This is a genomic window from Cupriavidus phytohabitans (assembly GCF_017815025.1).
Lineage (GTDB): Bacteria > Pseudomonadota > Gammaproteobacteria > Burkholderiales > Burkholderiaceae > Cupriavidus.
Window position 1 is genome coordinate 149,744 of the sequence record NZ_JAGIQB010000010.1, and the last position, 17,876, is coordinate 167,619.

The 17,876-nt window shown below is 60.9% G+C and carries 14 protein-coding genes and 3 pseudogenes; 5 read left to right on the forward strand and 12 right to left on the reverse strand.

Annotation, left to right across the window (positions count from 1 at the left end; all coding sequences use genetic code 11):
- Positions 1 to 133 precede the first annotated feature (133 nt).
- Together J8I34_RS09535 and J8I34_RS09540 are read right to left on the reverse strand one after the other, a co-directional pair.
- Positions 134 to 1,156, reverse strand: a complete 1,023-nt coding sequence (locus tag J8I34_RS09535; protein WP_029049041.1) for a class I fructose-bisphosphate aldolase — start codon at positions 1,154 to 1,156, stop codon at positions 134 to 136.
- 234 nt (positions 1,157 to 1,390) lie between these two features.
- Positions 1,391 to 1,903, reverse strand: a pseudogene (locus tag J8I34_RS09540) (class II fructose-bisphosphate aldolase); the annotation flags it as partial.
- Between the two features lie 3 nt (positions 1,904 to 1,906).
- Here J8I34_RS09540 and J8I34_RS09545 point away from each other — a divergent pair.
- From J8I34_RS09545 to J8I34_RS09555, 3 genes and pseudogenes are all read left to right on the forward strand, one after another.
- Positions 1,907 to 2,200: pseudogene (locus J8I34_RS09545) on the forward strand (LysR substrate-binding domain-containing protein); the annotation flags it as partial.
- A 292-nt stretch (positions 2,201 to 2,492) separates the two neighbouring features.
- Complete coding sequence (locus J8I34_RS09550) at positions 2,493 to 4,079, forward strand: isocitrate lyase (protein WP_209768628.1); 1,587 nt, start codon at positions 2,493 to 2,495, stop codon at positions 4,077 to 4,079.
- Positions 4,080 to 4,416: 337 nt separating this feature from the next.
- Positions 4,417 to 4,962 (forward strand): MarR family winged helix-turn-helix transcriptional regulator, encoded by a 546-nt coding sequence (locus J8I34_RS09555; protein WP_029049037.1) that lies wholly within the window; start codon positions 4,417 to 4,419, stop codon positions 4,960 to 4,962.
- Positions 4,963 to 4,999: 37 nt separating this feature from the next.
- Here J8I34_RS09555 and J8I34_RS09560 read toward each other — a convergent pair whose 3' ends face one another.
- The 4 genes from J8I34_RS09560 to J8I34_RS09575 all read right to left on the reverse strand — a co-directional run bounded on the left by J8I34_RS09560 (position 5,000) and on the right by J8I34_RS09575 (position 10,238).
- Positions 5,000 to 6,376 carry an MFS transporter gene (locus tag J8I34_RS09560; RefSeq protein WP_209805907.1) on the reverse strand — a complete coding sequence of 459 codons (1,377 nt, stop codon included), beginning with the start codon at positions 6,374 to 6,376 and terminating at the stop codon, positions 5,000 to 5,002.
- Positions 6,377 to 6,810: 434 nt separating this feature from the next.
- Complete coding sequence (locus J8I34_RS09565; RefSeq protein WP_209805908.1) at positions 6,811 to 8,154, reverse strand: amidase; 1,344 nt, start codon at positions 8,152 to 8,154, stop codon at positions 6,811 to 6,813.
- A 25-nt stretch (positions 8,155 to 8,179) separates the two neighbouring features.
- Complete coding sequence (locus tag J8I34_RS09570; RefSeq protein WP_209805909.1) at positions 8,180 to 9,664, reverse strand: 4-hydroxyphenylacetate 3-hydroxylase family protein; 1,485 nt, start codon at positions 9,662 to 9,664, stop codon at positions 8,180 to 8,182.
- A gap of 37 nt (positions 9,665 to 9,701) precedes the next feature.
- The gene (locus tag J8I34_RS09575) at positions 9,702 to 10,238 is read right to left on the reverse strand and encodes a flavin reductase family protein (protein WP_209805910.1); all 537 of its coding nucleotides are present in this window, start codon (positions 10,236 to 10,238) and stop codon (positions 9,702 to 9,704) included.
- Between the two features lie 465 nt (positions 10,239 to 10,703).
- Between J8I34_RS09575 and J8I34_RS09580 the strand changes: the two genes are divergently transcribed.
- Both J8I34_RS09580 and J8I34_RS09585 read left to right on the forward strand, forming a co-directional pair.
- Positions 10,704 to 11,084, forward strand: coding sequence for a cupin domain-containing protein (locus J8I34_RS09580; RefSeq protein WP_209805911.1), 381 nt, complete (start codon positions 10,704 to 10,706; stop codon positions 11,082 to 11,084).
- Positions 11,085 to 11,165: 81 nt separating this feature from the next.
- Positions 11,166 to 11,855 (forward strand): DUF2848 domain-containing protein, encoded by a 690-nt coding sequence (locus J8I34_RS09585; protein ID WP_029049032.1) that lies wholly within the window; start codon positions 11,166 to 11,168, stop codon positions 11,853 to 11,855.
- Between the two features lie 140 nt (positions 11,856 to 11,995).
- On the opposite strand, the gene J8I34_RS09590 is transcribed toward J8I34_RS09585, so the two are convergent.
- The 6 genes and pseudogenes from J8I34_RS09590 to J8I34_RS09615 all read right to left on the reverse strand — a co-directional run.
- Positions 11,996 to 12,520 carry a MarR family winged helix-turn-helix transcriptional regulator gene (locus J8I34_RS09590; protein ID WP_209805912.1) on the reverse strand — a complete coding sequence of 175 codons (525 nt, stop codon included), beginning with the start codon at positions 12,518 to 12,520 and terminating at the stop codon, positions 11,996 to 11,998.
- A 193-nt stretch (positions 12,521 to 12,713) separates the two neighbouring features.
- On the reverse strand, positions 12,714 to 13,442 hold the full coding sequence (locus J8I34_RS09595) for an alpha/beta fold hydrolase (protein ID WP_209805913.1): 729 nt from the start codon (positions 13,440 to 13,442) through the stop codon (positions 12,714 to 12,716).
- A 134-nt stretch (positions 13,443 to 13,576) separates the two neighbouring features.
- Positions 13,577 to 14,539 carry a PDR/VanB family oxidoreductase gene (locus tag J8I34_RS09600; RefSeq protein ID WP_209805914.1) on the reverse strand — a complete coding sequence of 321 codons (963 nt, stop codon included), beginning with the start codon at positions 14,537 to 14,539 and terminating at the stop codon, positions 13,577 to 13,579.
- A 48-nt stretch (positions 14,540 to 14,587) separates the two neighbouring features.
- On the reverse strand, positions 14,588 to 15,712 hold the full coding sequence (locus J8I34_RS09605) for a Rieske 2Fe-2S domain-containing protein (protein ID WP_209805915.1): 1,125 nt from the start codon (positions 15,710 to 15,712) through the stop codon (positions 14,588 to 14,590).
- Positions 15,713 to 15,780: 68 nt separating this feature from the next.
- Complete coding sequence (locus J8I34_RS09610; protein ID WP_084402542.1) at positions 15,781 to 16,539, reverse strand: SDR family NAD(P)-dependent oxidoreductase; 759 nt, start codon at positions 16,537 to 16,539, stop codon at positions 15,781 to 15,783.
- Positions 16,540 to 17,516: 977 nt separating this feature from the next.
- A pseudogene (locus J8I34_RS09615) lies at positions 17,517 to 17,876 on the reverse strand (N-acetyl-gamma-glutamyl-phosphate reductase); the annotation flags it as partial.

The following is a 17,876-nucleotide window of genomic DNA, read 5'->3' on the forward strand; positions in this document are numbered from 1 at the left end:
TTCTTGGATGGAGGCGTCACACGCGCGCCCGGCCTGCGGCGAGAAGTTCTTTCAATCGAATTGCAAAAACGGCCCGGCAGGCAGCTGTCTATGCCGCAGCCGAGGGGAGGCCCGCCAGCGCCTTGCGCGCTGATCAGGCCGCGGCGTTCTCCATCGCCGCTTCGTATTGCCCCAGGCACGCCATGGCGTTGAGCCGCGAGCGCTGCAGCAGCGCCCGTTGCGCCAGCGCGGCGTTGGCCGGCTCGCCGCGCCACGCCAGCAATGGCGGCTCCTGCAAGGCGCGCCCGTAAGAGAAGCTGAGCCGCCAGGGCAACGGGCCCAGCCGGTTCATCGCGTCGAGATTGGCCGTGGCTTCGGCAGGAGTCTGGCCGCCGGACAGGAAAAAAATACCTGGCACCGCGGCGGGCACGGTGCGCCTGAGCACCTGCAGGGTCTGCGTGGCAACCTCTTCCGGCGCCGCCTGCCCGGCATCCTTGCCAGGGAGCACCATGCTGGGCTTCAGCAGCATGTGCTCGAACACCACCGCATGCTGCTGCAGGGCGTCGAACACTTCATGCAGCACGGCTTCAGTGACTTCCGCGCAGCGCGCCATGGTGTGCGCGCCGTCCATCAGCACCTCGGGTTCGACGATGGGCACGATGCCTGCCTCCTGGCAGATCGCGGCATAGCGCGCCAGCGCCTCGGCATTGGCGTGAATGGCAAGCCGGCCCGGCAGCTTGTCGGAGACGTTGTAGACCGCGCGCCATTTGGCAAAGCGCGCGCCCTGCTGGCGATAGCCGGCAAGCCGTTTTGCCAGCCCGTCAAGGCCCTCGGTGATTTCGTCCCCGGGAGCATGCGCAAGCGCGAGCTTGCCCTTGTCCACCTTGATGCCGGGCACGATGCCCTGGCGCACGGCCAGCTCCGGCAGCGGCGTGCCATCGTCGGCCCGCTGGCCCAGCGTCTCCTCGTACAGGATCACGCCGCTGATAAACTCGCCCAGGCCCGGCGTGGACAGGAGCAGGTTGCGCCACGCCCGGCGGCTCTCCTCGTTGGATGCCACACCGATACGGTCGAACCGCTTGGCGATGGTCGGCCCGCTTTCGTCTGCGGCCAGCAGGCCTTTGGCGCCCTGCACCATGGCGTCGACGGTGGCTTGCAGTTCGCTTCTGGTGTCCATGACGTTGCTCCGCGAGTGGGTATGCGAGTGGGTATAGCAGAAGCATTGGCGCCTGGGTGCGAATGCGCAAGCGCCGGGCGTGCGGGGCGTCGCGGACTGGAGACGGGGGAGCCGAGGCAATCCGGGTGGAACCGCAAGTCGCCATCTCCACCAAGTTCCGCGGGGCCGCGAAGCGTTCCAGCGCGCGGGAGGGGAGCGTATGCGTGAGCCCGATCACGTCCCCGGCGGCGCCGTTCAGCGGTAGAGCCCCGCCATCCTCTCCATCGCCACCGGCTTGATCCGCGCCGCCCGTCCGGCGCAGCCGAAGGCCTCGAAGCGCAGCTTCACCACGCCCTTCGCCCCCTTCTTGGCCGCCAGCAGCGCCTTGCGCGGATCAAACTCGCTGCGGTCCTCGGACAGCGACTTGCGGATCGCGCCGGTCATGGCCAGCCGGATATCGGTGTCGATATTCACCTTGCGCACGCCCATCCGGATGCCACGCAGGATCTCCTCGACCGGCACGCCGTAGGTCTCCTTGATATCGCCGCCGTACTGGCGGATGATCTCCAGCCATTCCTGCGGCACCGAGCTGGAGCCGTGCATCACCAGGTGGGTGCCGGGGATCTGCTCGTGGATCTCGCGGATGCGCTCCATCGCGAGGATGTCGCCGGTTGGCTTGCGCGAGAACTTGTAGGCGCCGTGGCTGGTGCCGATGGCGATGGCCAGCGCGTCCACGCCGGTGCGGGCGACAAAGTCGCGCGCCTGCGCCCGCCGGCCAAGGTGATCACACTGGGCAGCAACGAGGCCTTCAAGCAGGCGGTGATGGCGGGCATGGGGATCAGCCTGCTATCGCTGCATACGCTATCGCTGGAACTGCGTACGCGGGAAATCGCGTTGCTGGACGTGACGAGTACACCGATCGAGCGCGTTTGGCATGTAGCGCATATGGCAGGCAAGCGCCTGTCTCCGGCCAGCGAGAGCTGCCGGGCCTATCTGCTTGAGCACACTGCCGAGTTCCTGGGGAAGGAATATGCGGGGCTGCTGCCTGGGCGGCGCGTGGCGTGATGCACCAGGTTTGCTTGCCCATCTCCGACAACTGAAAGCGCGTTTCACATTGCGAAATTCACTCCGGACTTTCGCGACGCATCTTTTCGTTTTCTGAAAACACGTTCCGCATCACGAAATACAACACCTATCTTCTTGAAAAATAAGGATAAATTAACTCTTATGTCTTATATAAGACCTTGCCGCGACGCATCAAAAACACCCTACAATAAGTCCACGCTGCTTGCTTCGACATCCGTAGCGGGACACACAACCATTTCTTCAAACGCGCCTTACCCCTAGGAAATTCACCATGGCCCAGTATCAAGACGACATCAAGGCAATTGCCGGTTTGAAAGAGAAACACGGCAGCGCGTGGGACGCCATCAATCCCGAGTACGCCGCACGCATGCGCGCCCAGAACAAGTTCAAGACTGGCCTGGACATCGCCAAGTACACCGCCAAGATCATGCGTGCCGACATGGCCGCCTATGACGCGGATCCGTCGAAGTACACCCAGTCGCTGGGCTGCTGGCACGGTTTCATCGGCCAGCAGAAGATGATCTCCATCAAGAAGCACTTCAACAACAGCACCGACCGCCGCTATCTGTACCTGTCGGGCTGGATGGTGGCCGCGCTGCGCTCCGAGTTCGGCCCGCTGCCGGACCAGTCGATGCACGAAAAGACCTCGGTCAGCGCGCTGATCCGCGAGCTGTACACCTTCCTGCGCCAGGCCGACGCCCGCGAACTGGGCGGCCTGTTCCGCGAACTGGACGCCGCCAAGGACGCCGCTGCCAAGGCCGCCATCCAGGAAAAGATCGACAACCACGTCACCCACGTGGTGCCCATCATCGCCGACATCGATGCGGGTTTCGGCAACGCCGAGGCCACCTACCTGCTGGCCAAGCAGTTCATCGAAGCCGGCGCCTGCTGCATCCAGATCGAAAACCAGGTGTCCGACGAGAAGCAGTGCGGCCACCAGGATGGCAAGGTCACCGTGCCGCACGAGGACTTCCTGGCCAAGGTCCGCGCCGTCCGCTACGCCTTCCTGGAACTGGGCGTCGACGACGGCATCATCGTGACCCGTACCGACTCGCTGGGCGCCGGCCTGACCAAGCAGATCGCCGTGACCCACAAGCCGGGCGACCTGGGCGACCAATACAACTCGTTCCTCGACTGCGACGAAATCCCGGCCGACGCACTGGGCAATGGTGACGTGGTTATCAAGCAGAACGGCAAGCTGTTGCGTCCGAAGCGCCTGCCGAGCAACCTGTTCCAGTTCCGCGCTGGCACGGGCGAAGCACGCTGCGTGCTGGATTGCATCACCTCGCTGCAGAACGGCGCAGACCTGCTGTGGATCGAAACCGAAAAGCCGCATATCGAGCAGATCGCCGGCATGGTCCGCGAGATTCGCAAGGTCATCCCGAACGCCAAGCTGGTGTACAACAACAGCCCGTCGTTCAACTGGACCCTGAACTTCCGCCAGCAGGCGTATGACGCAATGAAGGCCGCAGGCAAGGATGTGTCGGCCTACGAGCGCAGCCAGCTGATGAGCGTGGAATACGACGACAGCGAACTGGCAAAGGCCGCCGACGATAAGATCCGCACCTTCCAGGCCGACGCGTCGCGCGAAGCCGGTATCTTCCACCACCTGATCACGCTGCCGACCTACCATACCGCCGCGCTGTCGACCGACAACCTGGCCAAGGAATACTTCGGCGACCAGGGCATGCTGGGCTATGTGGCTGGCGTGCAGCGCAAGGAAATCCGTCAGGGCATCGCCTGCGTCAAGCACCAGAACATGTCTGGCTCGGACATCGGCGACGACCACAAGGAGTACTTCAGCGGCGAAGCGGCCCTGAAGGCGGCGGGTAAGGACAACACCATGAACCAGTTCTGATACCCGTAATTCCCCCCGCAAGCAAAAAACGCCGACCCATAACGGGTTGGCGTTTTTTTTATCCGGTGAGATAGCTCGCGGGGTTCTCATCGAACGTATTCTTGTGCGGTTACGTGCAGAAGCTGTACGTGTGGCTCGATAGAGAGCGACGAAGAGCGGCCGATTCGCAGGCGGCGATTCGATGATCACGTTCGACCCTGAATCTCCCGTGCCCCAGCAAAAAAATGCCTCTTGGATCACCCTCGTCTTTGGATTTCTAGCGTGGAACCCCTTATGCAGTGAGTTTGATAGAATTTGCGCAAAAGCTTGCAATGAAAGCTAAGTGAGAATTCGACTCATGGCCACTACTTCTGCTACAGCCAAGATGCTGACTATTACGAATCCGGCGTGCCTCGTAAATGGTTCCGACAGCGAATTTCGACATCTCGTAAACGGCTTGCTGCCATTCGCCGCGCGCCTGCTCTCGGTTCGCGATGGCTTCGGCAGCCTGATCGGCCTGACTGGCGTCCAATATTCCCTGCTCCGCTCGATCTCTCACCTTTCCCAGAAGGGCGAAGTTTCGGTCAACCAACTGGGTGACCATCTTCATCTGAGTGGGCCATTCATTACCATCGAGACGAACAAGCTCAAGGAGTTGGGCCTGATCGAGAAAAAGCCGCATCCCGACGACAAGCGCAAGATGCGGCTTACGATCACTGCCCGAGGAATGAAGCTGCTTGGTGAACTGCTCCCCGTTCAGCAGCAAATTAATGACGTGTTATTCGATAGCATCACCAAATCGGAGTTCAAGATGTTGTGCTCGGTTGTCGACCGGCTCGTTGCGAATGGTGACCGCGCTGCGCTCGATCTGGAGCACTTGAAAGCCCGCAAGCAGAAAGGCTGACGGGCTTTCTCAGAACCCTTCGCGCGATATCTCTTCCCTAGCGATTGACAGGCGCTACAGGCTCAAGACTATGGTCTGACTGCACGTGCGCGGCCCCCCGCACGCCCTCGCCCTTGATACCGCGCTGGTCGACCAGCCCGATACTGATCGTCGCGACGATTGCCGGAATTGCGATGGCAAGAAAATTCAACTGCAACGGCAGTTGCATCGCCACCAGCGCACCGATCGCAATCGGCGCCAGAATTGCGCCACTGCGCCCGACTCCGGACGCCCAGCCAATGCCGGTCGAGCGTACCGCCATCGGATAGTACTGCCCGACATAGGCATACGCCAGAATCTGCGTGCCGATAGTGGTAGCGCCTGCCACGGCAACGAGGAAGTACACGACTTCAATAGGAGCCTTGTACCCGAGCAGCGATATCGACACGCCTGCAAGCGCAAAGAAGACCATCAGTACGTACTTGATGTTGAATCTATCGGCCAGCCAGCCGCCACCAATGGCCCCGAAAATTGCCCCGAAGTTGAGGACGAGCACGAAAGTCAACGCGGAGCCCAGGCTATAACCCGCACTGGCCATCAGTTTGGCGAGCCAGGAACTGAGGGCATACACCATGAACATGCACATGAAGAACGCTGTCCAGAACATGGCCGTGCTGAAGCCGCGCCCATCCTGGAACAGGTGACGGATCGGCGTCCCATCGGCCTTGTCCTGCGACGGCAGCGCAAAATGATCACCTGCCTGCGGACGATAGCTTGGCTCGATCTTCGCAACCGTCTTACGCAATTCGTCGAATCGCCCCTGCTTGATCAGGAACGGCATGGATTCGGGCAGCGATTTGAGAACCAGCGGAATCAGAAGCACCGGAAGCCCGGCCGCGATGAAGACTGACTGCCAGCCGTACGATTCGATGAAGCTCTTGCCAAGGATCGCAGCCAGTACCCCCCCTACTGCATAGCCGCTGAACATCAATGTGACCATTGTGCTCCGGATGCGTTTCGGTGAGTACTCGGTCATCTGGGCCACCACGTTTGGCATGACGCCACCGATTCCCAGGCCAGCCAGGAACCTGGCGATACTGAAGAGGACCGGATCCTTCGTGCATCCGGCTGCGGCCGTGAAGACACTGAACAAGGCAATGCAGATCGCCATGGCCCGAGGACGGCTGATTCTGTCGGCAATGGTGCCGAGGAAGATGGCGCCCACCATCATTCCGAACAATGCGGAGCTCACCATGAAGCCGGCTTTCGTCGCATCGACGCCCAGGTCTTTCATGATCGATGGCAAGGCTATGCCCGCCACTGCCAGGTCATAACCATCGAAGATGATGATGAGCGCGCACCAGAACAGAACTTGCGCGTGAAAACGGTTGAAGCGGGCGTCATCGGCCAGCTTGTGAACGTCAATGTGACGCATGTCTTGTCTCCTCCATGCATTGCGCACGTTGAATAGAATGCCTGCCAAAGAACTGCTTTAGGCAGGTGCTGTTGTTACTGCGTGAGTAAAGTCCCCGATGAGTAAGCGACTTCCGAAGAAACCACGAACTCTATACAAACGGCCCGCTTGTTATGCGGCGCTGAGCTGCCTCCGAGTCCTACAGTGATATGTTTATTATCTATTTTTCAAAGCTTTTTTCTTTCGTAAAGGATAGTGCGTGGCTGCTTTGGATGTAGCGGGGATAAACCCTGAGAAACGTGAAGATTTCACGGCGAAGCCAGAGACGCGGGGGTTGCCGCGGCGCGGCAAGGAGGCATGAGTGCCAGCATGAAGACGTTCCAGAGCGCCAAGCAAATTGGGGGCGCATCGCCCCCAATTTGCTTGCTCCAGACTGCGGGATGCAGCGCTGCTGACTAGCGTCGCTCGTGACGTAAGGCGGCTTCCACTGCCATGCCGATGGCAAGCAGCCGGCGGTCCGACCCGTGCCGCCCAAACAGCATGAGGCCGACGGGCGCATCGCCAAGGACATGGCACGGGACAGACAGAGCGCAAAGGTCAAGCATGTTCGCGATGGCCGGATTGCGCAGCAGAAGCCTGTTGGTGCTGAAAAATGCTGCGTCGTTGTCCAGTTCATGGATGCCCGGCGCGACGATGGGAACCGTGGGCAATACGACCGCATCGACCTCCGCAAGCTCGGCGTCCGCACGATGGCAGAGCTCCGCCCGCCTGCGCAGCATGCGCACGTAGTCGGGAGCGCCCTGCTCATCGGCTAACCGGATACGCGACAGCACACGAGGGTCGTAGCGGTCTGCCTGACTGGCAATCAACTCTGCATGCCAGGCCATGGCTTCCGCCGCAACCAGGCCTCCGTTTGCACCGAGATCCGTCAAACTGTTCCAACTGTCGAAGGTCACGTCTCTCAGCTGAGCGCCCGATGCGGACAGCCGGCGTATCGTTCGGCTAAAGACCTCTGCAACTTCAGAGGAGATCCCGTCCATGACGATTCCCGTGGGTATCGCCAGACGCAGCCCTGCAAGCTGCGCTGCACCGTGTGGCGGAGCCTCCCCCGACAGAACGGCGTCGACGGCGGCACAGCAAGCCACGGTGTTGGCCAGACATCCGACGGAGTCATAGGAGCTTGACAGTGGCACGATGCCGTCCAGAGGCACGCGGCTCGCTGTCGGCTTGAAGCCGACAATCCCGCAAAGCGCAGCGGGAATCCGGCATGAGCCGCCTGTGTCAGACCCGATCGCGGCGAGTGCCATGCCATCCGTTACCGAGACGGCTGCACCGGAGGATGAGCCCCCGGGAATGCGCCCGGATTGCCGGTCATATGGATTGCGAGGCGTGCCATAGTGCGGATTGATGCCGACACCAGAGTAGGCGAACTCGGTCATGTTGGTGCGGCCAACAAGCACTGCGCCCGCCGCCCTCAGCCGCGCAATGGCAGGCGCGTCCTGAACGGCAGGCTGTTCCGGCATGACGCGCGCGCCGGCCCGCGTAACGTCGCCCTGGACGTCGAACAGGTCCTTGACCGAGATCGGAATGCCGGACAAGGGGCCGATAACGCCCTGCTCACGCAGCATGTCACTGGACTGCGCCTGCTTATGCGCCGCCATACTCACGCCGTGCGGGAAGACCCTGCTGCCTTCGCCGCCTGGATCAGAGATGCGCTCCACACATGATGTCAGCAATGACAAGGCATTGGCGCTGCCGTCAGCCAGTTGGCGCTGCGCGGAGGAGATGGTTGTCGCCATGGTCAATTCTCCGAAGCGTGAGCGGCTAGGCAGCCCGGGCCTGTGTGGACAGTTCGTCTTCCAGCGAATAGCTGCCCAGCAGGTTGTCCACGAGACCCGATGCCTTCTTCCAGTCGTACGTGCGGTACGCATGACCCTTGGTCACGAAGGTGGCGCCCGCATAGAACATTTCGTACTGGTTGTGCCGCGACGCGAATTCGGAGCCAACTGCATCCCAGGCTAGCTTGAAGAACTTGACGCGATCTTCCGGGCTGCAAACCGGGGACTTCTGCGTCTTGGCGATGATCTCAGCGAGGGCCGGGTTGTTGAAGTCCTCGATGCTCGAAGGGAGCATGATCATCCCGCCTCCGGCGAGTTCGCGCAGTGTGTTGAGCACCTTGGCGTAAAGTTGCTGGGTCACAACCTGAGAGCCATAGAGCATGCCACGGTCCGGTACGAAGTAGCCGCCCCTGGTCATCTGTCCCTTCGCTTCCATCCCGTACACCCACGCCTCTACCATCCCCGCTTCCGCGGCAAGCTGGCCGAGCATTTCCTTCACTTGAGGGAAACCGCTTGTGCCATTGATCTCGGTAATCTTGTGCGCCAGGCCAACGAGAAAGCGCAGCTTCACCATCAGCCGCACCTGGCACTGGTAGTTCTGGTACACGTGAGCAGGCGTTGCGTGGAACTGCCTGGCGCACATGGCCACGTCACCAGCCACGAAAATGCGTTCCCAGGGGACCTTGACGTCATCAAAGTAGAGCACTGCATCATTCTCGTCAAAGCGGCTGGCCATCGGATTGTCGAAGACCGATGTCGCATTGGCTTCATACGACTTGCGCGACAGCACCTTCAGCCCCTTGGTGTTCATCGGGATGGCAAACGAAAGCGCATACATCTCGTCGCCCTCGCGCAGCGGCTGGATGCAACTGCAGAACACCTCATTGGCCATGATGCCGCTGGTGGCCAGCATCTTTGCACCACGCACCGTGATGCCTTCCGCGTCCTGGTCGACAATTCCCACCGCCAGATACTTGTCCTCCTGCTCGTGGGCAACCTTTGACTGGTTCGCCTGCGGGTTGACGATCACGTAGGTCAGGAACAGGTCATTGTCACGGGCATATTTGTAGTAATCGCGCAGGGCACCAGCGCGGGCAGGGTCCGCCTGCTCGAACACGTCGATTCCCATGTACATGCCGGAAATGCACGACGCGACGTGATCCGGCGAGCGTCCCATGAACCCGTAGTGGAGCTCGGTCCAGGCTTCCAGCATGTGACGGCGCTCGACCAGCTCGTTGTAGCTGGTGGGCAACTGCCAGATTCGACTCACGCGCTTGTCAGTACCCTCCGGCCGGAAGGTCATCTTGTCCACGCTCTCGGGACGCGCCTGGAAATCGTAGAGGTTGGCATAGCTGCGAATGGAGTTGCGGAACGCAGGATGCGTGGTGACATCGCTGACTCGCTTGCCATCGATATACACCTCGCGGCCATCGCGCAGCATCGCAATGTGCTGGTTGCCTGTCTTGATCATGTTGTTCTCCTGTCCTGTATTTCTGTGCGTTCTGCGTTTAGGCGTGGGTCCGGATATCTTCAAGAACCCGGTACTTTCCGCCGAAGAAGATCAGTGGCCGGCCATCGTGCCGGGCCTGGTGATTCACGACGCGACCGATGAAGATCACGTGCTCGCCGCCATCGTGTTGCGCATAGGGCTCGCATTCGAAGGTGGCGAGGGAATCCGGCAACAGGACGTGCTCGCCGTGCTGACGGGCAGAGAAATCGATGCCCTCCCACTTTCCGGAGCACGCCTTGGCAAACCGGTTCGAGACCTCTTGCTGGGCTTCGGCGAGAACATTGACCGCGTATCGCGGCGCGACGCTCAGGTCGCCCAGACTCAGACATCTGCGATCGACCGAAAACAGGATCAAAGGCGGATCCAACGAAACCGCGTTGAACGATGCCACCGTGATGCCAACCGGCGCGCCCTCGTCCCGGCGGGCCGTGATGACTGCCACGCCGGTTGCGAACATGCCGAGGGTGTTGCGGAACTGGCGCTGTGCATCCGCATCCACTTGCGCGTTACCATTGTTGTTCCTTGATTCAGCCATCTTGCCTCCCGCATTGGTTACGCCGCAGCTTAACTTCGTTTAATAGCTTTGTTTGTTAGTTACTATTCAACGCGAAAGTGCGGGGCCATGCAAGGTAGTGGAAACCCTCGGAAGCAGCGCAGTAACAACGCCGCCAGCCGAAATCCTTTCATGCATAAGGATTGGCGGGCGGTCGCGCCTGCCAGACCGGGGCACATGTTCCTTCGAACGTGCCGGCAGTGCTGAACAGGCATGTGTAGCGCCATCTCTACTTCCCACCAAGAGACTGGGTACCTCGCTCCCGCCGGGGTGCATGGCCTCCTGCGCCAGCGCACTCATGTCGGTCCAATCGCTAGGGTTTCCACCAGCTTGCATGCCATCGGTGTCTGACGTTCAATTAAAGCTACCTTACAAAGCTTTGTGTAAGCGTTAATTTGCGCCAGATTCCCTTTCTGGACGTTCCCTTGCCTTGATCGCGGAGACACCATGGCTATCAACAAACTGCACGACGAATTCCACACGCTGGACCTGGCCTCCGGCTGGGAGGTTCCGGAAGGCTACCCCGCGGGGATTCAGCAGAAGATCCTGTCCGGATCGCTGGACGAAGGGATTCGCGCGGGCAGCCGCACGCGGCTCCTGCGCTTCGACCCGGGCGTGTTCACCAAGTCCCCCTTCGTGCATGAATACTGGGAAGAGGTCTTCCTGCTCAGTGGCGATCTCACCGTCGGCAACGACGCGAACGGTGAAGGTGGCGAGGCGTTCTCGCCAAACACTTACGCATGCCGACCGCCGGGCGCCTTCCATGGCCCGTTCAAGTCCCACGGGGGCTGCATGCTGCTGGAAATCCATTACTACGATCCGGCTTGATCGATCCGACCGAAAGGCCTCCTGGAAGACGCTCCTGCCAGACGGCCAATGTCATCCACACTCGCACGACAAGAACTGATCATGAAGACCCTCACTTTTGACATCGAGAGCAGCCAGGGCAAGCAGCAGCGCGCACTGGTCATCGGCCAGCTCATCGTGGCAGGCTGGACTGGCCGCGACGTGGCAGCCATGGAAGCCCATATCAAGGAACTTGAAGAACTCGGCGTAAGGCGCCCGCCCTACACACCGGTGTTCTATCGCGTCGCGGCGGAACGACTCGGGCCCGCTTCCGACATCCAGGTAAGCGGCGAAGCCAGCAGTGGCGAGGCGGAATTCCTACTTGTCGGCGATGGCAGCGATATCCTGGTTGGGATTGCGTCAGACCATACGGATCGCGAAGCGGAAACCTATGGCATCACGCTTTCCAAGCAGATGTGCGAGAAGCCATGCGCCTCCACGCTCTGGCGGCTCGAGGAGGTCCAGGGACATTGGGACAAGTTGGTGCTGCGCTCGTACGCCACCATCGGTGGGGAACGGGTGCTGTACCAGGAAGGGCCTGTCACTGCCATGCGCTCCCCCGCCGACTTGCTGGAACGCTTCGCCACCCATGGGGGGAAGTTCGGCGATGGCAGCGCGATGTTGTGTGGCACGCTGCCGGCAATTGGCGGCATCCGCCCCGCCGAGCAATTCGAAATCGAACTGGAAGATCCGGTTCTTCAACGCACGCTGCGCCACACCTACGCCGTTTCGACGCTGCCCATTGCAGGCTAGGACACTTCCCGCGTACTGTCCGGCGCTCAGGCTGCCGGGCTCCCGCGATCTGTAGTGACCTCGAACTGAAGCGGCGTGAGTCGCTCGTTCAATCGAGGTCAGTTTCCCAATTCAGTCTTGCGCGTCCCCCGGCAGCGATCTCAACCGTGGCAGCGGCGGACCTGCAGGTGACCGAGGTCGAGCGCCGCGCGGTCACCATTGACAACGAGCCGATCAATGACCGAACACAGCAACCTGAATTCGGTTAGCGAGACACCTTCGAAGAGCACATCATTGATCCGCTGCTGAACCGGCAGGAGTTCATCCAGAAGCCGGTCTCCCTCTGCCGTCACGCTCAGGCACATCTTTCGTCTGTCCTCGGCATGAGACTTCTTGTCGATGATTCCGAGCTTTTTCAGCTTCCCGGTTTCGATGGTAATGAACGCTCCACTCAGGTGAAGATACTCCGCCACCTGGTTCACAGTGACCTCGCCCGATAGCGCATGGAGCGTCGCAATTGCGCGGATGATCGAATACTGTGCACCGGTCAGATCAATGAGGCTTCCGAACCCATCCCGAACCGACAGCAGCCGTGCGGCAAACGGCAACAGACCGTTCACCAGGGTGCGAAACTCGCGGTCCGAACCATCCACCAGGCACTCGGGATGCGTGACGGTCAAGGTCAATGGTGTGTGCTTCGTATTCTCTCTTTTCCGGAAGGAAGCTGAGCATCTACGCAAAGGGGCCGTAAAAAATGCCGCGCTGGGCGCGTGCCAGCGCGGCAGAAAGGATCATCGATGCGCCCGGGTTCGTCGCTGCCAGGGCAGCCTTCGGCGAAGCCCGCCTGGCAGGAATCTCAACCGAACTTCGGGAACCGGCTCAGACCGCCTGGCCGTGCCGGCAGTTCACGCGATACTGGATCTCATCGTTGTAGTCATCCGCCATCAAGAGATGGGGGTAGTGGCCGCCGGTGGAAAGCTGGACCTTGCGTGCATCAGGATAGGCGCTCACCAGTTCCTTCCACGTCTCGGCGTGGATGACCTTGTCGTCCTCGCACCAGAGGAGGGTGATCCGGTCCGGGGGCAGGTCGAGCGGCGCGATGCGATCTGCGAAAGCGATGGTGCGGGACCGGCCGTCGAGCTCCGCTGCGGATTGCCGCGCGCACACCGCCTCGAGCATGAAGTCTTTCAACTCCGGATTCGGCAGCGCCTGCACAAATCCAAGCCAGGCACTCTTGACTGCAGCCGGCTCGTTCTCGGCAAGGAAGGCAGGGCTGAACATTCTGATAAAACGCAGGCGGGCAGGGTCCAGGAACGTATTCCCTAGGACAAGGCTTTTGACCCGCGCGGTGTCGCCCCGGAGGAAGACCTGCAGCCAGTATCCCCCCAGCGACGAGCCAACGAAGTGGGCCTTGTCGATGTCCAGTTCCTTCAGCAGCTCACGAAAGCTAGCAGTCATCGCCTCCGGATTCGAGGCCCCCGGATAGCCGAGTACGACAACGCGGCATGTCTGCGAGAACTTCAGCAATTGCTTGTAGAAGACCTCGACCGTGCCCAATGTACCGGGCAGGAGAACCAGCGTTTCACGCCCCTGCCCGGCCTCCAGCACTGACCACTCCAAACCGCCGGCAACCACAGTCCTTCGCTTCGAGCGCCCCCGGAGCACTTCCGACACGCTCCACGATGTCCCAGCAGTCTTCGTCATATCAGAGGTCATTAAAGTCATGGCCTGTCAGCGGCGTTTCAAAGATCCAGAACCAGCCTGCCGCTCATCGAACGCGAGCAGCACGGCGTGATGCACTGACTATCCGCTTCCTTTTCTTCGTCGGTCTGGAACATGTCACGATGGTCCGGCTTGCCTTCGATCACCCGTGTCAGGCAGGTGCCGCATACCCCCTGCTCGCACGACACCGGGACCGCAATGCCAACGCGTGCCAGGGCCTGGACAATGGTTTCCTCCTTCGAGACCACCACTTCCGCCTGGCTGCGCGCCGCAACGACGACAAAGGAATCGCCGGTCACATCCACATTGGCGCTAAAGCGCTCGACGTGTACCTGAGAGGCCGGCCAGCCTGCCGCCTCCGCCCCACCCACCACATGGTTGATGAAACCTTCCGGCCCACATATGTACATGTGGGTGTCCGGCTCCATCTCCGGCAGGCAATCCGCAAGCACGAACCGCTGGTCCGGGGTGCCATCGTCCAGATGCAGCCTGAATTCTTCGCCAAGGTCCAGGGCCGCGATCTCTTCGAGGAACGCCGCCTTGTCCCGGCTTCTGCAACAGTAGTGGAGCGTATATGACTGGCCTCGGGCGGAGAGTTCACGCGCCATCGACAGAATGGGCGTAATCCCGATCCCGCCGGCGAAGAGGATGGAATGCTTGGCCGATGTCAGCAGCGGGAAGTTGCACCGGGGAGAGCCGATGCGGACGGAACGGCCCACGTGGAAGTCCGAGTGGATCGCCTTGGAGCCGCCGCGAGACTTTCCATCCAGCAATACCCCGATCACATAGTGCCCCCGTTCACCAGGGTGGTTGATGAGCGAGTATTGCCGGACAAGGCCCGCATCGACGTGGACGTCGATATGCGAGCCCGCGGCAAACTCCGGCAACTGCTCACCGTCCGGCGCCGCCAGCGTAATGCGAACAATATCGCTCGCGGCGCGCTCCCTTGCGATGACGGACACCTCCAGGCTGTTGGTAGTCATCTTATCTCCTCGCTTGCTCTGCCCTTACCTGAATTCGAACCGCTTACTTCACGAAGCCTTTCTCGTATCACCATCCACCTCATTGGCAACACGTTCCTGCTGAAGCAGGCGGTCGAGCACACGGCGATAGCGCATCGGTCCTGCGTCGATTGCGAGCAGGGTCGGCGTGAGCGGCGTGGGCGATTCGTCCATGCGGCGTTGCTGGGCTTCGATAATGGGTGCGTCCTGTTCCGCGAATGCGAAGGTCCGGAGCTTGCCGATCTTCTCGCGAATCTCTTCGTTCGTTTCCTCGCCTTCGGTCATCACGTTCCAGCGCACCGCGCTGTAGCGATAGTGCGTGGACCGCTCGTTCTCCGGCGTGAGCAGATGCAGCGCGAAATAGCCGGTCCCCTTCTCCTTTGGCTCACCAACCTTGCTGACGCCATATTCCAGGATCAGGTTCGACGGCGCATACCAGGAAATCGTGCTCCACTGGTCGCCGCGTTCAAGCCCGCTCAGCATCTTGAGCATGCCAGGCGTTTCCGCATCCTTGGACGGACGGCTCACGACCACCACATCGCCTCGCTGTTCGACGCCGATGTCGGCGACGACCGTTCCGGCGGTGCCCAGGATGCCTTCGTGCACGTAGGTGGTATGGGAAAGGTCAAGCAGGTTATCGACGATCAGCTCATAGTGCGCAGCAATCTTCAGATACCCCGGCGTCGTGACGTGCGCGGCAGGGCTCGTGTCAAGGCAGCTATAGTCGGGAATCAATCCCGGGTCGGCAACGCGATCGCCCATCCAGATCCAGACAAAGCCGTGCTTCTCCACGACGGGGAACGACCGCAGATGGGCTGCGTTCGGAACGGTGCAGTTGCCGTGCGGATTCTTGACACAGGCGCCGGTCGCACCGAATTCGAGTCCATGATAAGGACACTGGACCCGGTCGCCGGGAAGCAGCTTGCCCATGGACAGCGGCGCGAAACGGTGGGAGCAGCGGTCCACGATCGCGGCAGCCGAACCGTCCTCCTTGCGGAAGAAGACAACAGGCTCGCACAGAACGGTCTGTGGTACGAGCTTGCCCGCCGGCAGCTCATGCGCCCACAGGCCAACATACCATGCATTGCGGGGGAATCGGTCGGCACCTTGCTTCATCGCGGCGGGACCCTTCACTTGCGTAATCACTGCGTTCATCTCAAACCTCCAGGTCAACAGTCAGTCGATGCAGGACGCCAGGCCCCATGACCCGGCGTGCCCCGCCTTCAGTGCATGATGTGTCCGCCGTCGACGACGATGGTCTGTCCCGAGACGAATCCGGAAAGGTCCGAGACGAGATAGATGGCCGTGCCGACCAGGTCATCCGGACGTTGCTCGCGTGACAGCGCACGCGCCTTGAGGAATGACTGCTGCCATTCCGTGGGACGGTTCTTCGTCGCATCTGTCAGCACGAAGCCCGGTGCGATGCAGTTCACCCGCACGCCATGCTGGCCGACCTCCTTGGCCAGCCCCTTCGTCATCGCCAGCACGGCGCCCTTGCTCGACACATACTGCAGGTAGCCCGGCTGGCCCGCGAGGGCTACCACAGAAGCAATGTTCACGATCGCGCCGCGTCGCTGCTCGCGCATGGCGGGGAGAACGGCCTTGCAGCATTGCCAGACGCCTTTCACGTTGACAGCAAAGATGCGATCCCACTGGACCGGATCGATCTCTTCGAAGCTGGTGAGCTTGACCTCGCGGAAGTAGGCTGCGTTGTTGACCAGGCCATCGATCGAACCGAACTTCTCAAGCGTCGCTTTGGCCATGCCTTGCACCGACTGCTCGTCGCTGACGTCTGTCTTAACGTAGAGCGCCTCGCCGCCGACGTCTTTGAGCGCCTGCATCGTCTCATCGGCCGGGCCCATATCCGCTACAACAACGTTGGCACCTTGGGTAGCAAGGCCCAACGCAAACGCCCGGCCGATACCAGTCGCCGCGCCCGTGACGATCACAGTACGGCCACCCAAAAGATTTGCAGTGTTCACGTTTGTCTCCTCCAGATGAGTTTCGTTGACTGCCGCACCACGCGGTGACAGCTAGTTTTCTTGCGGCTACCCCACCCTTGCTACGTCGATTGCAGCGAGGCTGCCTCACCGCATCGTCAATTACATAACAAAGATAGCTTGCTAACTTACGTAAAAATATAGCTATTGATGTTAGGAGTGTCCATGGGGCAAACCCTAACGGGGGATGGCTTGCAGTGCGGACGTGCTCGCGCGAGCGCACAGCAGCAGGCTCGTTTCCATCGGGAGGATGTCTCGAATCGTTCGAGCTCCAGCGGTACAAGGTACCTGGAGCGCTTTGTCCGAACGCACAGCGAGTCATTCGACCGGTGCTCCCTGTCGGCCAGCCCTTTCACGAATGTCGCCGGCCGACCGATGCAGTCTTCGGCGCCGATGTCGTGTGGCGGGATTGATCGCGAAGCCGGCATTTCGGCCCGACGACCCGAAACCGCCCTCCTTGGGCTGCCACCGTGTCATTCGCTAATCGCGGCGCCAGTTGTCGGAGCGGCTAGGCCGGAAGCCCGGCGCCATTGATCACCCAACGCGCTCGTTCTGCCGAAAGGCCGAGCATTGGCTTGCGCAGGTGCTCAAGTGAAATCCGGCTTTCAGGTGGAGGAATCGCCACGTATTGAAGAAACTTTGGCCATCTCATCTCGCTCCTGGGTCACACTCGCCTGCCTGGCATCAGTTGACGCCCCGCGCATGGATTGTCTACCATTTGTAGACAAATAATATTTTTTGCGCAGGCAAACAGCTATCGGGGTTTACGCCCCCGCCAGATTGAAACGAGCATTACGCCGGAGAAGTGGCGACGGGCCATGCTGCTCCAGGTGCTCTATAACTCTTCAGGCGACCGCAGCCGGGCCAGCATGAGACGTTCGACAGCCACGACCAGTTGGCAGCAATCGTTGGCATACGGGTGCGGCCGACCGGCCGTCCTTTAGCTCACGCCATCGACCCTATTGCTGCGTGAGCATCAAGTTCAGGTTCTGAACCGCGGCACCGGATGCGCCTTTGCCAAGATTGTCGAAAACCGCGGACAGCAGGACGTGTCCGTGTTCCATGTTAGGAAATACGCTTAAGTGCATGTCGTTCGTACCGTTCAGCACTTGCGGATCCAGGTGCTTTAGAGCACGCGATTCGTGCAACGGCAGGACATGTACATGGGCCGCGCCGGCATAGTGGCGGGCGAGGCATGCGTGGAGCGTGGCGCCATCCACGTCGGGGGCCAGCAGCCGCAATGCGAGGGGCACCGTCAGCACGATGCCCTGGCGGAACGCACCATACGCGGGAACGAAGATGGGACGCTGCGCGAGCCC

Bases quoted from the DNA above. Each gene is read 5' to 3' on its own strand.
- J8I34_RS09535 (WP_029049041.1), bottom strand. From the start codon at position 1,156: ATGGACACCAGAAGCGAACTGCAAGCCACCGTCGACGCCATGGTGCAG.
- J8I34_RS09550 (WP_209768628.1), top strand. From the start codon at position 2,493: ATGGCCCAGTATCAAGACGACATCAAGGCAATTGCCGGTTTGAAAGAG.
- J8I34_RS09555 (WP_029049037.1), top strand. From the start codon at position 4,417: ATGGCCACTACTTCTGCTACAGCCAAGATGCTGACTATTACGAATCCG.
- J8I34_RS09560 (WP_209805907.1), bottom strand. From the start codon at position 6,376: ATGCGTCACATTGACGTTCACAAGCTGGCCGATGACGCCCGCTTCAAC.
- J8I34_RS09565 (WP_209805908.1), bottom strand. From the start codon at position 8,154: ATGGCGACAACCATCTCCTCCGCGCAGCGCCAACTGGCTGACGGCAGC.
- J8I34_RS09570 (WP_209805909.1), bottom strand. From the start codon at position 9,664: ATGATCAAGACAGGCAACCAGCACATTGCGATGCTGCGCGATGGCCGC.
- J8I34_RS09575 (WP_209805910.1), bottom strand. From the start codon at position 10,238: ATGGCTGAATCAAGGAACAACAATGGTAACGCGCAAGTGGATGCGGAT.
- J8I34_RS09580 (WP_209805911.1), top strand. From the start codon at position 10,704: ATGGCTATCAACAAACTGCACGACGAATTCCACACGCTGGACCTGGCC.
- J8I34_RS09585 (WP_029049032.1), top strand. From the start codon at position 11,166: ATGAAGACCCTCACTTTTGACATCGAGAGCAGCCAGGGCAAGCAGCAG.
- J8I34_RS09600 (WP_209805914.1), bottom strand. From the start codon at position 14,539: ATGACTACCAACAGCCTGGAGGTGTCCGTCATCGCAAGGGAGCGCGCC.
- J8I34_RS09605 (WP_209805915.1), bottom strand. From the start codon at position 15,712: ATGAACGCAGTGATTACGCAAGTGAAGGGTCCCGCCGCGATGAAGCAA.